Origin of the sequence: Serratia plymuthica (genome assembly GCF_018336935.1) — a bacterium.
Classification (GTDB): Bacteria; Pseudomonadota; Gammaproteobacteria; order Enterobacterales; family Enterobacteriaceae; genus Serratia; species Serratia plymuthica_B.
Genome location: NZ_CP068771.1, coordinates 2,078,175 through 2,093,304, shown reverse-complemented (window position 1 = coordinate 2,093,304; position 15,130 = coordinate 2,078,175). Strand labels below are relative to the sequence as shown.

The window sequence follows — 15,130 nt, the reverse complement described above, 5'->3', positions numbered from 1 at the left end:
GCGTATAACGCGCCCCGGTTTATTTCACCGCCAGCGCCTCTCGCTGTTTGGCGGTTTTGCGCGCATAGCGCTGCGCCAGTACGGCGCACACCATCAATTGCACCTGATGGAAAATCATCAGCGGCAGCACCATGGCTCCCACCGCAGCGGCCGGAAACAGCACGTTGGCCATCGGAATGCCGTTCGCCAGGCTCTTTTTCGAGCCGCAGAACACAATGGTGATCTCATCGGCGGTATCGAACCCCAGCCAGCGCGCAGTGTAAGTGTTGATAATCAGCACCACCGTCAGCAGCACCAGCGACATCACCAGAATGGTCAGCAACGACCAGCCGTCAATCCGATGCCAGATGCCCTCCACCACCGCCGCGCTGAACGCGGTATACACCACCAGCAATATCGATGAACGGTCAGTGATGTTGATCAGTTTACGGTGGCGATCGACCCATTTGCCAATCAACGGCCGCGCCAGATGCCCCACCACAAAGGGCACCATCAGTTGCAGAATTATCGAACCAATGGCGTGCAGTACGTCGGTATTCCCGCCCTGAGTATGCATCAAGGCGCCCACCAGCAGCGGCGACAGGAAAACGCCGAGGATACTGGACGCCGAGGCGCTGCAAATCGCCGCGGCCACGTTACCGCCCGCCGCAGAAGTAAAAGCGATGGCCGACTGGACCGTTGCCGGCAACGCGCACAGATAAAGGAAGCCCAGATACACCGTCGGCGTCATCAGCCCCGGCACCATCCAGTTCATCGCCAGCCCCAATAGCGGGAACAGCGCGAAAGTGCTGAGGAATACCACCAGATGCAGTTTCCAGTGGCTCATGCCGGCGATAATCGCCTCGCGCGACAGCTTGGCGCCATGCATAAAGAACAACAGCGCAATGGCGGCGGTAGTCAGGCGTTCGAAGAAGGTTTTCCATACCCCTTCGCAGGGGAATATCGAGGCGACGATCACCACAAAAATCAAGACCAACAAAAACTTATCAATGCGCAGACGCTGTAACCAGGACATGAATCGGGATCCCTCGAAGAGTAAAAACGGGTTCGGCAAGCGAACCCGGAACCGTGGATGGCGGCAACTGCGGCGATCAGACCACCGGCAACGCCTTTTGCTGTTTCGCAGACTCAATGCCCAGCTCGATCATTTCCATCACTTTGATGGCGTCGCCGGCCGGCACCGGGTTTTCGCCCTCGCCGTTAATCGCATCGCGGATGGCCGCGTAATAGGCCGGGTAGTTGCCGGGAATGCTCAGCAATGGCTTCTCCGCCAGCAGGCCATCGCGTGACAATGTCACCACGCCGTCGCGCATATCGTAGCCCCAGTCGGCCTGCGGCAGGCGCTCACCGGCTTTCAGGCGGTCTTCCTGCGGATCCAGCCCGAACTTGATAAAGCTGCCCTGGGTGCCGTGCACGATATAACGCGCGGTTTCCGCCGCCGCCAGCACCGTGCCATGCAGCACTACCCGGCGGTTGCCGTAGTTCAACACCGCGTGGAAATAATCCACCGATTGCGAGCCAGGGCGCAGTTCGCCCAAATCGACAAACAGCGTTTGCGGCTTGCCGAACAGTTGCAGCGCCTGATCGATCAGATGCGGCCCCAAATCGTACCAGATGCCGGTGCCGGCGCCGGCCTGCTCGCGCCAGCGCTGGCGCACTTCCGGCCGGAAGCGATCGAAATGCGATTCAAAGTAAACCACTTCGCCGAGCGCGCCGTCTTTCAGCAGCGCCTTGAGCGTGAGGAAATCGCTGTCCCAACGGCGGTTGTGGAACACCGACAGCAGTGTGCCGCTCTGTTCCGCCTGCTGTTTCAATTCTTGCGCTTGTGACAATGTCACGGTAAAGGGTTTGTCTACCACCACGTGCTTACCGGCGGCCATCGCCTGCTGCGCCAGCGGGAAGTGGGTATCGTTGGGGGTGGGAATGACGATCAGATCGATAGAGGGGTCGTTGAACAACGCCTGCGGATCGCTCACTACCGTCATCGCAGGCCAGTCGGCGTGCACTTTGCCGGCATCGCTGCTGGACACGGCGGCCAGTTCTACGCCCGGAGTGCCGACAATCAGCGGCGCATGAAAGGTTTTGCTGGCATAGCCGTAACCGACCAGCCCAACCCGAATTTTTTCTGCCATGGTATTTCCTCTTGCTGGCTCGCTATAAACCTATCCGATTTGACACCATGACGCAGGCGGGAACAAGAAGTAAATCAGGCTGCGTCCGGCAATGGAAAGCTCGGACATAGCCTTGCGTTAACTGCTCACGGCGGCGTAAGGCGATTGGCGCTCGCTTTTAGCCGGGTAGTTGATCTCCAGGCTGCGGCGGCGGAAATCGCTTGGGCTGACCCCCACCCGTTTGCGGAATACGCGAGAGAAATAGAGTTGATCGTCGTAGCCCACCACCCGGCCGATAGTGGCGATCGACTCCTGCGTGGTCTGCAACAGCAGCTTGGCACGGATCACCCGCTGATCCTCGCGCCAGCGCAGGATATTGATGCCCACCTGCTTACGGAACAGGTGCGCCAGCCGTGACGGCGACAGGCAGACGTGGCGCGCCACCTCGTCAATGCGCAACTCGCCCGCCAGGTTGCCGGTGATGAACTGACAGGCTTCGATGACTCGCGGATCCATGATTTTCTGCGGGCTGAGCGGATCTTCTTCCATCGCGCGCAGCAACAGGCGTTCCAGCAGGTTCATGCCCAGCTCTTCCGCAAAACGGCGCCCGGAGCGCTGGGTCTGTTCGATATTGGCGAACAGCCGATCGAACTCCAGCAGCAGGTTGTTGTTTGGCAGCGTCAGGCGCCCCACCTCATGGGTTTTGCTGTGCCATTCCAGCCAGTCGGCCCAGTAGGCGCGCGGCCGGAAATAGACCCAGCGGTGATACCAACAGTCGCTGTCCGGTGAACGCCCATAGTAATGGGATGCTTTGGGAGGAAACAGCAGCAGGTCGCCGGGGTTGCAGTAAAAGGTGTCCTCGCCGTCGAACACTTTTCCCTGGCCCTTGATGGTCAGGTTGAGAATATAGCCCTTCATGCCGCCGGGGCGGTCGATAAAGAAATCCAGCGGGCCGTCCGCCATGATCGGCGTCAGCCCGGCCACCAGATAGGCATTGAAGGTGTAACCCGGTAACAGCGGGTTCGGTTGCGGTTCCTGCGCCATGCGATGGTACATCGGTCCTCCCGGAACGGTTTCAGCAACGAACTTATAGCTTAGATAACAACCCTATACCCTATGGCTTTCAAGTTGTAGCTAGGCGCCCAGCTCACTCATCCCCAGGCGCTTACTTAAGTAAGTAACTGGGGTGCGTGACAAATCTGTCGGGAACAGATTTGAACGCTGCTTGCAGCGGCCCTGAAAGGGCAAGGTCCATGGATGGGCCTTGTAAGCAGGTAACAACGCTGCGGCTTGAAAGACGACGGGTATAACCAAGTGTATCGGCCCGGCAGATTACTGCCTGAGCCGATGACAGAACTGTGAGCAGGGTTAACGATTTTCTACAGCGTGCGTTTGGCCTGCTGTTTGTAGCGGTCGAAAATTACCGCCGCCAGCAGGATCACGCCGCGCACCACATATTGCGAGAATGGCGAAATATTCAGCAAATTCATCGCGTTCTCTACCGTCCCGAGGATCAGGATGCCGGCGATAACGTAAGAAATCTTGCCGATACCGCCCTTCAGCGACACCCCGCCCAGCACGCAGGCCGAGATCACGATCAGCTCATAGCCGATCGAGGTCATCGGCTGGCCGCTGGTCATGCGCGAAGCCAGAATGATGCCGGCGGCGGCCGAAACCAGCCCGGACAGCACAAAGATGATGATTTTAGTGCGCACCACCGGCACCCCGGCCAGCCGTGCCGCCTCTTCGTTGCCGCCGATCGCCAGCGTATTGCGGCCAAAGGTGGTTTTGTTGAGCAGGAAACCGAACAGGATCAGGCAGGCGACGGTGATCCAGATCGGCGCAGGCAGCCCCAGCCAGTTGGCGTAGCCCAGGGTGAAGAAACGCTCGTCTTCAATGCCCACCGCTTTGCCGTCGGAAATGATGTAGGCCAGGCCGCGCAAGATCTGCATGGTGGCCAGCGTGGTGATCAGGGCGTTGATTTTCAATCGGGCGATGACAAAGCCGTTAATCAACCCCGACGCCACGCCCAACAGCAGGCCGGCACCTACGCCGATCCACAGGCTTTCGGTCAGGTTGATCACCACCGCCGTGGTGACCCCGGCGCAGGCGATAACCGAAGCGACGGACAGATCGAAGTCGCCGGAGGCCAGGCAAAACAGCATGCCGCAGGCCACCATGCCGGACATGGATATCGCCAACCCCAGCCCTTTCATGTTGATGAAAGAGCCGAAGTTAGGCACAAACACTACGCAGGCGATAAACAGCACCGCGAATACCACCAGCATGCCGTAGCTGTCCCAGATACGCGCCAGCCCCCGGCCGCTGCGGTTTTTCACAGAATGGGTCGTTATGGTCGACATCTCTTTCTCCTTCACAATCAGGCCACCGCCACAGCGGCATCAGGGGCAATATCGGGGGTGCGCAGCATCGCCAGGCTGAGGGCTTTTTCCTCGCTGGCATCGTCGTGCAGTAACTCGCCGGAAATGGCGCCTTCGCGCATCACGATGATGCGGTCCGCCAGCCCCAGCACTTCGGGCAAATCGCTGGAAGCGAACAGCACCGCGATGCCCTGCTGCGCCAGTTGGTAAATCACATGGTAAATTTCATGCTTGGCGCCGACATCGATACCGCGCGTCGGCTCATCCAGCAGGATCACTTTCATCTCTTCCGACAGCCAGCGGCCCAGAATCGCCTTCTGCTGGTTGCCGCCGGATAAGTTCATAATCAGCTGACCGGCACTTGGGGTTTTGATATTCAGCGCGCGGATGTGGTGATCGGCATTGCTGACCTCCCAGCCGTTATTGATCAGGCAGCCTGCGCGGATGCTTTTACGCCGTGCGCTGATGTTGATGTTGTCTCGCACCGAATGCACCGGAATGATGCCATCCGCCTTGCGGTCTTCCGGGCACAGCATGATGCCGGCGCGGATGGCGTCTATCGGCGAACGGATGTCCAGCCGCTGGCCATCCAGCGTCAGTTGCCCGCCGCTGACCCGCGTGGCGCCGAAAATGCCCTTCATCAGTTCGCTGCGCCCGGCGCCCACCAGGCCGAACAGCCCGACAATCTCCCCGGCCCGCACGTTTAGATCGATAGGGGTTTTGACGCCCGGCGCCTGCAACCCCTGTAGCGCCAACCTCACCGGCCCCAGCTCACGCGGCTGATAACCGTAAACGTCACCGAGATCGCGGCCCACCATCGCCTGCACCAGTTGCGCGTTGTTGACCTGGCTCATGTCGTCGAAGGTGCGCACATAGCGGCCGTCTTTGAATACCGTGATGGCATCGCTGAGGGCAAAGATCTCCTCCATACGGTGCGAAACGTAGAGGATCACCCGCCCTTCGGCGCGCAGTTCGCGGATCACCCGGAACAGTTGCTCAATCTCTCTGGCGGACAGCGAACTGGTCGGCTCGTCAAACGCAATCACCTTGGCGTTGCGCGCCAGCGCCTTGGCGATTTCCACCATCTGCCACTGGCCGATCGACAGGTATTTCAGCGGCGTATCCGGGTCGATATCCAGCCCGAGATGTTCCAGCTGCAAGCGGGATTCGTAACGCAACAGCTTGCGATCCACCAGCCCGAGTTTGGTCGGCAACTGGCCGAGATAGATGTTCTCCGCCACCGTCATTTCCGGCACCAGATGCAGCTCCTGGTAGATAATCGCGACCCCGGCGTTCAGGGCATCGGTGGTATTGGCGAACTGTACCGGTTGGCCTTTCAGCTGAATTTCGCCCTGGGTCGGCGCGTAGTTGCCGCTGAGGATTTTCAGCAGCGTGGACTTCCCGGCGCCGTTTTCCCCCATCAACGCGTGGATCTGCCCGGCCTGGCAACTGAAACTGATATCGTCCAGCGCCTTCACGCCCGGGAAGGTTTTACCGATGCCTTTAAACGTCAGATACGGCAATGCGGCGGTCATAATGCGATCCTCCTGCGGTCAAAAATGCCGCCCGGCGTTATGCTGCGGGCGGCTCGGTGATTACATCAGGCCTTTTTTCTGCAGTTCGGTTTTAAAGTTGTCGCGGGTGATCAGCACCACGTCGGTCACTTCGGTAAATTTCTGCGGCTCTACACCCTTCTCTACCCAGTCATGCAGCATCTGAATGCTTTTGTAGCCGTGAATGTCCGGGCTTGGCAGCAGCGACCCGTAGAAACCGGTAGCCTGCCCCTTGGACAGTTCGCTGACCGCGTCCACGCCGTTGATGCCGATGCCGATCACGTTCGGCGCCTTGAAGCCCTGGCCTTCGGTGGCTCGCACGCCGCCCAGCACGGTGTTGTCGTTCATGCCGACAATCAGCCAGTTTTTCACTTCAGGATGCTGCACCAGCATCGAGTTGGCGGCGTCGAACGCCCCCGGGATATCGTTGGATTTGGTCGGTACCGCGTAGATTTGTTTTTCCGGGAAGCCAGCCGCTTTCAGCGCGGCAATAGAACCGCCGGTGCGGCGACGGGCGGTGTCCAGCTCATCGGCGGTGATCGCCATCACGGCGGTGTCCGCCGGTTTCCAGCCGCGCTTGTTCATCTCTTTCCACAGCTCCTGGCCCTGGCGTTCACCGATTTTGGTGGCCGCCATCATCACCAGCGGCACGCTGTCCATAGGTTTGCCCTTGGCGGTGACGAACTGATCGTCCACGGCGATCACTTTCAGGTTGTAACTGCGCGCCTTGGCCATGATCGCCGAGCCGAGTTTCGGATCCGGCGTGCAGATGACAAAACCCTTGGCGCCGCTGGCCGCCAGGCTGTCGATGGCGTTAAGGGTTTTCTCCCCGTCCGGCACGGCGATTTTGATCACGTCGAAACCGAGATCCTTACCGGCCTTGTCGGCAAATTTCCATTCGGTCTGGAACCAGGGTTCCTCTGGCTGCTTGACCAAAAAGCCCAGCTTCATGGTCTCGGCGACAGCCGAATGTGACATAACGGCCGCCAGACCCAGCGCCGCCAGCGCCTTAGTGAATTTATGCATGATGCTCTCCGCAGTGTTGTTCTCTTCGGCGAATAAATTCGCTCGCCGTGAAAACGTTATCATTAGGGTACCTGCTGTCGGTGTGCCGCTTGTTTGCGAGGCATCGCCCAACACCAGCTGTAAGACGGATTAAGTTTTAGCGGGTATTTGTTGCCGAAATGTAGAGCGCTATCACATCCGTGGATTACAGCAGATATGTGCATATATTTAGCGAATTCCGCCAAGCATTAACTTATGACAACCGTCACAAAACCACTGTGAGAAGCAGAAAAGTGCATACTTCCAGCTAATGGCTCCTCACCTGCTCACCGCTCCCGCTCCTATGGTTGTCACAGCGTATTAACACATCAGGAGTCAACATCATGACGGCAGGCGCTATTGCCCTGGGATTGGACTTCGGCAGCGATTCGGTGCGGGTATTGGCGGTTGACTGCCATAACGGCCAGGAGCTGGATACCGAAGTGGTTTATTACCCTCGCTGGCAGCGCGGCGAATTCTGCAACGCTGCGGAGAACCTATTCCGCCACCATCCGCTCGACTATATAGAAGCCATGGAGCAGGCGATCGTCAGCCTGGTGCAGCGTATGTCCCCGCAGCAACGGCTGCAGGTGATCGGTATCGGGGTCGATTCTACCGGCTCCACGCCTGCGCCGATTGACGCGCAGGGCAAGGTGCTGGCGCTGCGGCCGGAGTTTGCCGACAACCCGAACGCCATGTTTGTGCTGTGGAAAGATCACACCGCCATCGAGGAAGCCGACGCCATCAACCGGCTTTGCCGCAGCGGCGATTTCCCCGACTATTCTCGCTATATCGGCGGCGTCTATTCATCCGAATGGTTCTGGGCCAAGATCCTGCACGTTTCGCGTCAGGACGCCGGGGTACGCCAGGCCGCCGCCTCTTGGGTGGAACTGTGCGACTGGGTGCCGGCGCTGTTATCCGGCACCACCGCCCCGCAGAGTTTGAAGCGCGGGCGCTGTAGCGTCGGGCATAAAACGCTGTGGCATCCCGACTGGGGCGGCCTGCCGCCGAAAGCGTTCTTCGCCGCGCTCGATCCGCTGTTGGTCGAAGACCTGCCCTGGCCTTTGTTTGAAGACTCCCACACCGCCGATTTGCCGGTCGGCACGCTCACCGCCGAGTGGGCCGCACGCCTCGGGTTGCCCGAGAGCGTGGTGTTGTCCGGCGGCGCATTCGACTGCCATATGGGCGCGGTGGGTGCCGGGGCGCAGCCCTATACCCTGGTGAAGGTGATTGGCACCTCCACCTGCGACATCCTGATCGCCGATCGCGAGCGGGTCGACGGGCGCGCCATCGAAGGCATCTGCGGCCAGGTCGACGGCAGCGTGGTACCGGAGTTGATAGGCCTGGAGGCCGGGCAATCGGCCTTTGGCGATATGTATGCCTGGTTCAGCCGTTTGCTGAGCTGGCCGTTGCATGAGGCGGCGAAAAACCACCCCGAACTGCAACCGCAGTTGAAACAGATTGAAGCCGGCCTGCTGGCCGCGCTGACCGAATCCTGGGCCAACAATCCGTCGCTGGACCACCTGCCGGTGGTGCTGGACTGGTTTAACGGCCGCCGCACCCCCTACGCCAACCAGCGCCTGAAAGGCGTGATTACCGATTTGAACCTCGGGACCGACGCGCCGACGCTGTTTGGCGGATTTATTGCCGCCACCGCCTTTGGCGCCCGCGCCATCATGGAGTGCTTCGAACAGCAGGACATCCCGGTCGACAACGTGCTGGCCATGGGCGGCATCGCACGGAAATCGCCGACCATCATGCAGGCCTGCGCCGACGTGATGAACCGCCCGCTGCAGATTGTCGCCTCCGATCAATGCTGCGCGCTGGGTGCGGCGATCTTCGCCGCCGTGGCCGCCGGCCGTTTCAGCAGCGTGCCCGAGGCGCAGCGCCTGATGGCCTGCGGCATCGAACGCACGCTGCAACCGGACTCGCAGCGGGTCGCACGCTATCAACAGCTTTATCGGCGCTATCAGCAATGGTGCCTGGCCGCCGAGCCGCGCTATGCCCTGCATACTTGACGCTGCCTTTTTGTTGGCTTCCTGCGCTTACCCCGGTCACGTACTGCTTGTACGCTCCCAGGGATGCGCTTAGTCGCCGCCGCGATGCAGCCCCAATTATTTTGGGTATCCGTCCCAATCAGCGGTTCAGTAAATCGAATCCCAATACACAATTCAGGAGTTTTTAATGGACGCATTCAAGCAGCATGAAGTCTGGTTCGCCATCGGCAGCCAGCACCTGTACGGCCCGCAAACCCTGCAACAGGTCAAGGCGCACGCCGAACAGGTCGTGGAAAGTCTCAACCGCGAGGCGGGGTTGCCGGTAAAACTGGTGCTGAAGCCGCTGGTCACCACGCCGGATGAAATTACCGCCCTATGCCGCGACGCCAACTATCGCCAGGAGTGCATCGGCATCCTGACCTGGCTGCACACCTTCTCGCCGGCCAAAATGTGGATCGCCGGGCTGTCTATCCTCAACAAACCGCTGCTGCAATTCCATACCCAGTTCAATGCCCAGGTGCCATGGGACAGCATGGATATGGACTTTATGAACCTGAACCAGACCGCCCACGGCGGCCGTGAGTTCGGTTTTATCGGCGCCCGCATGCGCCAGCAGCACAGCGTGGTTGCCGGTCACTGGCAGGATCCTGAAGCACACCGCCGCATCGCCCAGTGGATGCGTGCCGCCGCCGCCAAACAGGCGAGCCGGCAACTGAAAGTGGCGCGTTTTGGCGACAACATGCGTGAAGTGGCGGTGACCGAAGGCGATAAGGTCGGCGCGCAGATCCAGTTCGGCTACTCGGTCAATGCCTATGGCATCGGCGATTTGGTCAGCGTGATCAATGAGGTCAGCCGTGGCGATGTGGACACGCTGATTGAAGAGTACGAAGCCAGCTATGTGCTGAGCGACGCGGCGAAAGCCAACGGCGAAAAGCGCGAGAACCTGATCGACGCGGCACGCATCGAACTGGGGATGAAACGTTTTCTGGAACAGGGCAATTTCCAGGCCTTTACCACCAACTTTGAAGACCTGCACGGCATGAAGCAGTTGCCGGGGCTGGCGGTGCAACGCCTGATGCAACAGGGCTACGGCTTTGGCGGCGAAGGCGACTGGAAGACCGCCGCGCTGCTGCGCATCCTGAAAGTGATGGCCGATGGGCTGAACGGCGGCACCTCGTTTATGGAGGATTACACCTATCACTTCCAGCCAGGCAACGATTTGGTGGTCGGTTCGCACATGTTGGAGGTGTGCCCGTCGATCGCCAAAGAAAGCAAACCGCTGCTGGACATTCAGCCGCTCGGCATCGGCGGCAAGGCGGATCCGGCGCGATTGATTTTCTCCACCCCCGCCGGCCCGGCGGTTAACGCCAGCCTGATCGACATGGGCGACCGTTTCCGCCTGCTGGTCAATCAGGTGGATACCGTAGAACAGCCGCACCCGCTGCCCAAGCTGCCGGTAGCGCGCGCCATCTGGCGGGCTCAGCCGACGCTGGCCACCGCAGCGGAAGCCTGGATCCTGGCCGGCGGCGCGCACCACACCGTGTTCTCCCAGGCGCTGGACGCCGATCAACTGCGCCTGTACGCCGAGATGCACAACATCGAGTTCTTGCTGATCGATAACGCCACCGCACTGCCGGCGTTCAAAAATGAGATCCGCTGGAACGAAGCCTACTATCAGCTTAACCGCCGTTAATCGGCAGGCTACCGGCAGTAAAACTGGCCGCCGGTAGCCAAACGCTTTCCTGATATCTATACCCAAAATAATTGGGGCTGCATCGCGGCGGCAACTAAGCGCATCCCCGGGAGCGTACAAGCAGTACGTGACCGGGGTAAGCGCAGGAAGCCAACAAAGAGGCAGCTTCAAGTATGCAGGGTATATGATGACTAACCCCCTATTACCCGCTAAGCTATGCGGCTTCATGTCTTACCCAGGAAGCCGTTTATGTCTCAAGCTGAATACACCCGTATTGGCGGTTGGTTGCTGGCCCCAATGGCCTATATGATTGTCACTCTGCTTAGCGCCAGCCTGATGATGCTCCTGTATGGCATGGCGATTTTCATGCCGGAATCGCGCGAATACCTGCTGACCAACGCCCAGGCATTTACCCTGCAATGGTATTTGTCCGTCCTGACCACGCTGGCGATGTGGTGCTTTACCCTGTGGCTGCTGTGGCTGTTTTGCCAGCGTTCGCAGCGTTTCCCCAAACTGTTCCTGGTGTGGTTGTTGATCACCGTGCTGCTGGCGATAAAAGCCTTTGCCTTTTCGCCGGTACCGGACGAATTGGCGGTGCGCAGTTTGGGTTGGCCACTGCTGATGGCGGCGCTGCTGGTACCCTATATGAAGCGATCCCAACGGGTAAAAAACACCTTTACCGAGCGCTGAGTGCCGTTGTGGCACGTTTCGCACGCGGATTTGTGTAAATTTTCGCCAAAAAAGTGCGAAAAGAGCAATAACCCTGCTATCCATATGTTGTCGTTACGCCGCCAATTCCCGATAATAGGCGGCTTTTATTTTTTTAGGCATCGCAATGACCGAATACCTGCTCCTGTTTGTCGGCACCGTCCTGGTGAATAACTTCGTTCTGGTGAAGTTTCTTGGCCTGTGCCCGTTCCTTGGCGTATCCAAGAAGCTGGAAAGCGCCATCGGCATGGGAATGGCCACCACCTTCGTCATGACGCTGGCCTCCGTCAGCGCCTGGGTGATCAACACCTTTATCCTGGTTCCACTGGATCTGGTGTACCTGCGCACGCTGTCCTTTATTCTGGTGATCGCCGTTGTGGTGCAATTTACCGAGATGGTGGTGCGCAAGACCAGCCCGGCGTTGTATCGCCTGCTGGGCATCTTCCTGCCGCTGATCACCACCAACTGCGCCGTGCTTGGCGTAGCCTTGCTTAACGTCAATCTCGGCTACAACTTCCTGCAATCGGCAGTGTACGGCTTTAGCGCCGCGGCCGGTTTCTCGCTGGTGATGGTGTTGTTCGCCGCCATTCGTGAACGGCTGGCGGTCGCCGACGTGCCTGCGCCGTTCCGCGGTTCTTCTATCGCGCTGATCACCGCCGGGCTGATGTCGCTGGCCTTTATGGGCTTTACCGGGCTGGTGAAATTCTAATGACGGCGTTATGGATTGCTATTGCTGCGCTTAGCGCCCTCGGCCTGTTGTTCGGCCTGGTGCTGGGCTTTGCCGCCCGCCGTTTTGAAGTGGAAGAAGATCCGGTGGCCGAACAGGTCGACGAGATCCTGCCGCAGAGCCAGTGCGGCCAGTGCGGTTACCCCGGCTGTCGCCCTTATGCCGAGGCCGTCGCCAACGGCGAGATGATCAACAAATGCGCGCCGGGCGGCGAGCAGGTGATGCTGAAACTGGCAGAGCTGCTTAACGTCGAGCCGCAACCGTTGGGCAGCGAAGCCGTCGCCGAGCCGGTGCGCCAGGTGGCCTATATCGATGAAGCCAACTGCATCGGCTGCACCAAGTGCATTCAGGCCTGCCCGGTGGATGCCATCGTCGGCGCCACGCGCGCCATGCATACCGTAATTACCGATCTCTGTACCGGCTGCGACCTGTGCGTTGCGCCGTGCCCTACCGATTGTATTGAAATGAAGCCGGTCGCCACCACCACTGCCAACTGGAAGTGGGATATGAAGACGATTCCGGTGCAAGTGATCCACGTGGAGCAACATGCTTAATCTGTTCGCCGCCTTCAAAAAAGACCGGATTTGGGATTTCGATGGCGGGATCCATCCACCGGAAATGAAGACTCAGTCCAGCGGGGTGCCGCTGCGCACCGCTCCGTTGGCCGATAGTTTTATTATTCCCCTGCAACAGCATCTTGGACCGGAAGGCGAACTGTGCGTCAATGTCGGCGACCGGGTGCTGAAAGGCCAACCGCTGACCGTTGGCCGCGGCCGCACGGTGCCGGTACACGCGCCGACCTCCGGCACCGTCTGTGCCATCAAACCGCATATCACCGCTCACCCTTCCGGGCTGGCCGAGCTGTGCGTGATGATCCAGGCGGACGGCGAAGACCGCTGGTGCGAACGCGAGCCGGTGGCGGACTACCGCCAACTGGCGGCACAGGATCTATTGCAGCGCATTCATCAGGCCGGCATCGCCGGGCTGGGTGGCGCCGGTTTCCCGACCGCCAGCAAACTACAGGGCGGCATGAGCGGCGTGGAAACGCTGATCCTCAACGCTGCCGAATGCGAACCTTATATCACCGCCGATGACCGTCTGATGCGCGAACACGCCGATCAGATTATCGAAGGCACGCAGATTTTGCGTCACCTGCTGCAACCCAAGGTCACGCTGATCGGCATCGAAGACAACAAGCCGGAAGCGATCGAAGCGCTGAAGCTGGCGCTGCGCAATCAACCGGGCATCGCCCTGCGGGTGATCCCGACCAAATACCCTTCCGGCGGCGCCAAGCAGCTCACCAAGATCCTGCTCGGCAAAGAAGTGCCGCACGGCAAGCACTCTTCCGCCATCGGCGTGCTGATGCAAAACGTCGGCACCGCTTTCGCCATCAAGCGTGCCATTGTCGACGGCGAACCGTTGATCGAGCGCGTGGTGACCCTGACCGGCGATGCGCTTAGCCAACCGGGCAATGTGTGGGCGCGCATCGGCACGCCGGTGCAGCACCTGTTGAACTTTGTCGGCTTCCAGCCGCAGGCGCAGCAAATGGTGGTGATGGGCGGCCCGCTGATGGGCTTTACCCTGCCCGCCCTTAACGTGCCGATCGTTAAAATCAGCAACTGCATTCTGGCCCCGTCGGTCAACGAAATGGCGCCGCAGGAGCCTGAACAGTCCTGTATCCGCTGCGGTCTGTGCGTCGACGCCTGCCCGGCGGGCCTGCTGCCGCAACAGCTTTACTGGTTCAGCCGCGGCGCAGAACACGAAAAAGCCCGCAATCATAATCTGTTCGATTGCATTGAATGCGGCGCCTGCGCCTTTGTCTGCCCAAGCAATATTCCGCTGGTGCAGTATTACCGCCAGGAAAAGGCCGAGATCAAAGCCATCGATCAGGAAGCCGCACGCACCGCAGAAGCCAAGGCGCGTTATGAAGCCAAGCTGGCGCGATTGGAACGCGAAAAACTGGCGCGTGAAGAACGCCACAAGAAAGCCGCGGTCAAGCTGACCGATGACGATCAGGATGCCGTTCAGGCCGCTCTGGCGCGCGTGCGCAGTAAAAATGCCGCGCCGGCGACCGGCACGGTCAATGGCGATGCCCCAGACAACAGCGAGATGATTGCCGCCCGCGAAGCCCGCAAGGCTCAGGCGCGCGAACGCCGCGCCCAACAGGAGACGGCAACCGCTCCAGAGGCGGCAAGGGTCGCTGAAGATGAAGACCCGCGTAAAGCGGCGGTTGCCGCCGCGTTGGCGCGGGTAAAAGCCAAAAAAGCCGCACAGCAGGCCGGGGTTGAAACCCCTGTCGACACCGCACCAGCCGAACCGGCAGCGGCGGCGACGGAGGACGATCCGCGCAAGGCAGCGGTCGCGGCGGCCATCGCCCGCGCCAAAGCCAAAAAAGCCGCGCAGCAAGCCGGGGTTGAAACCCCTGTCGATACCGCGCCGGCCGAACCGGCAGCGGCGGTGACGGAGGACGATCCGCGCAAGGCGGCGGTCGCGGCGGCCATCGCCCGCGCCAAAGCCAAAAAAGCCGCGCAGCAGGCCGGGGTTGAAACCCCTGTCGACACCGCACCGGCCGAACCGGCAGCGGCGGTGACGGAGGACGATCCGCGCAAGGCGGCGGTCGCGGCGGCCATCGCCCGCGTCAAAGCCAAAAAAGCCGCGCAGCAAGCCGGGGTTGAAACCCCTGTCGACACCGTACCGGCCGAACCGGCAGCGGCGGTGACGGAGGAAGATCCGCGCAAGGCGGCAGTCGCGGCGGCCATCGCCCGCGTCAAAGCCAAAAAAGCCGCGCAGAGTCTGGCGGCTACCGAGACGGAAAAAGAGTAACGGAAGAAAGCGCCTTGCCGAACGCAAGGCGCCCCAGGCTGTGTCCCTTAATTATCCGTGGTGCCGCCGCCCCAAAGGGCTGGGGTCATTTGA

Annotated in this window: 12 protein-coding genes; 6 read left to right on the top strand and 6 right to left on the bottom strand. The window is 60.2% G+C overall.

What is annotated here, in order from left to right:
* Window positions 1-19 precede the first annotated feature (19 nt).
* The 6 genes from JK621_RS10000 to JK621_RS09975 form a co-directional block, all read right to left on the bottom strand.
* Window positions 20-1,015: a bile acid:sodium symporter family protein gene (locus JK621_RS10000; protein ID WP_212559651.1), complete on the bottom strand. Its 996-nt coding sequence runs from the start codon at window positions 1,013-1,015 to the stop codon at window positions 20-22.
* Window positions 1,016-1,091: 76 nt separating this feature from the next.
* On the bottom strand, window positions 1,092-2,132 hold the full coding sequence (locus JK621_RS09995; RefSeq protein ID WP_212559650.1) for an oxidoreductase: 1,041 nt from the start codon (window positions 2,130-2,132) through the stop codon (window positions 1,092-1,094).
* A 117-nt stretch (window positions 2,133-2,249) separates the two neighbouring features.
* Window positions 2,250-3,167: an arabinose operon transcriptional regulator AraC gene (araC, locus tag JK621_RS09990; protein WP_212559649.1), complete on the bottom strand. Its 918-nt coding sequence runs from the start codon at window positions 3,165-3,167 to the stop codon at window positions 2,250-2,252.
* 323 nt (window positions 3,168-3,490) lie between these two features.
* Window positions 3,491-4,474 carry an L-arabinose ABC transporter permease AraH gene (gene araH / locus JK621_RS09985; protein WP_004943906.1) on the bottom strand — a complete coding sequence of 328 codons (984 nt, stop codon included), beginning with the start codon at window positions 4,472-4,474 and terminating at the stop codon, window positions 3,491-3,493.
* Between the two features lie 17 nt (window positions 4,475-4,491).
* Window positions 4,492-6,027 (bottom strand): L-arabinose ABC transporter ATP-binding protein AraG, encoded by a 1,536-nt coding sequence (araG, locus tag JK621_RS09980; protein ID WP_212559648.1) that lies wholly within the window; start codon window positions 6,025-6,027, stop codon window positions 4,492-4,494.
* Window positions 6,028-6,087: 60 nt separating this feature from the next.
* Window positions 6,088-7,071 carry an arabinose ABC transporter substrate-binding protein gene (locus JK621_RS09975; protein ID WP_212559647.1) on the bottom strand — a complete coding sequence of 328 codons (984 nt, stop codon included), beginning with the start codon at window positions 7,069-7,071 and terminating at the stop codon, window positions 6,088-6,090.
* Between the two features lie 362 nt (window positions 7,072-7,433).
* On the opposite strand from JK621_RS09975, the gene JK621_RS09970 reads away from it, so the two are divergent.
* From JK621_RS09970 to rsxC, 6 genes are all read left to right on the top strand, one after another.
* A complete protein-coding gene (locus JK621_RS09970) occupies window positions 7,434-9,107 on the top strand; it encodes a ribulokinase (RefSeq protein WP_212559646.1) in 1,674 nt (557 codons plus the stop codon).
* A 166-nt stretch (window positions 9,108-9,273) separates the two neighbouring features.
* Window positions 9,274-10,779, top strand: a complete 1,506-nt coding sequence (gene araA / locus JK621_RS09965; RefSeq protein WP_212559645.1) for an L-arabinose isomerase — start codon at window positions 9,274-9,276, stop codon at window positions 10,777-10,779.
* A gap of 249 nt (window positions 10,780-11,028) precedes the next feature.
* Window positions 11,029-11,469 (top strand): DUF2569 domain-containing protein, encoded by a 441-nt coding sequence (locus JK621_RS09960; protein WP_212559644.1) that lies wholly within the window; start codon window positions 11,029-11,031, stop codon window positions 11,467-11,469.
* Window positions 11,470-11,614: 145 nt separating this feature from the next.
* Window positions 11,615-12,196 carry an electron transport complex subunit RsxA gene (gene rsxA, locus JK621_RS09955; RefSeq protein WP_004938443.1) on the top strand — a complete coding sequence of 194 codons (582 nt, stop codon included), beginning with the start codon at window positions 11,615-11,617 and terminating at the stop codon, window positions 12,194-12,196.
* The gene (gene rsxB, locus JK621_RS09950) at window positions 12,196-12,768 is read left to right on the top strand and encodes an electron transport complex subunit RsxB (RefSeq protein WP_212559643.1); all 573 of its coding nucleotides are present in this window, start codon (window positions 12,196-12,198) and stop codon (window positions 12,766-12,768) included. Before rsxA ends, rsxB begins: the two co-directional genes overlap by 1 nt.
* Window positions 12,761-15,037, top strand: coding sequence for an electron transport complex subunit RsxC (gene rsxC, locus JK621_RS09945; RefSeq protein WP_212559642.1), 2,277 nt, complete (start codon window positions 12,761-12,763; stop codon window positions 15,035-15,037). The genes rsxB and rsxC overlap by 8 nt, the downstream gene beginning before the upstream one ends.
* The last annotated feature ends 93 nt before the right edge of the window (window positions 15,038-15,130 follow it).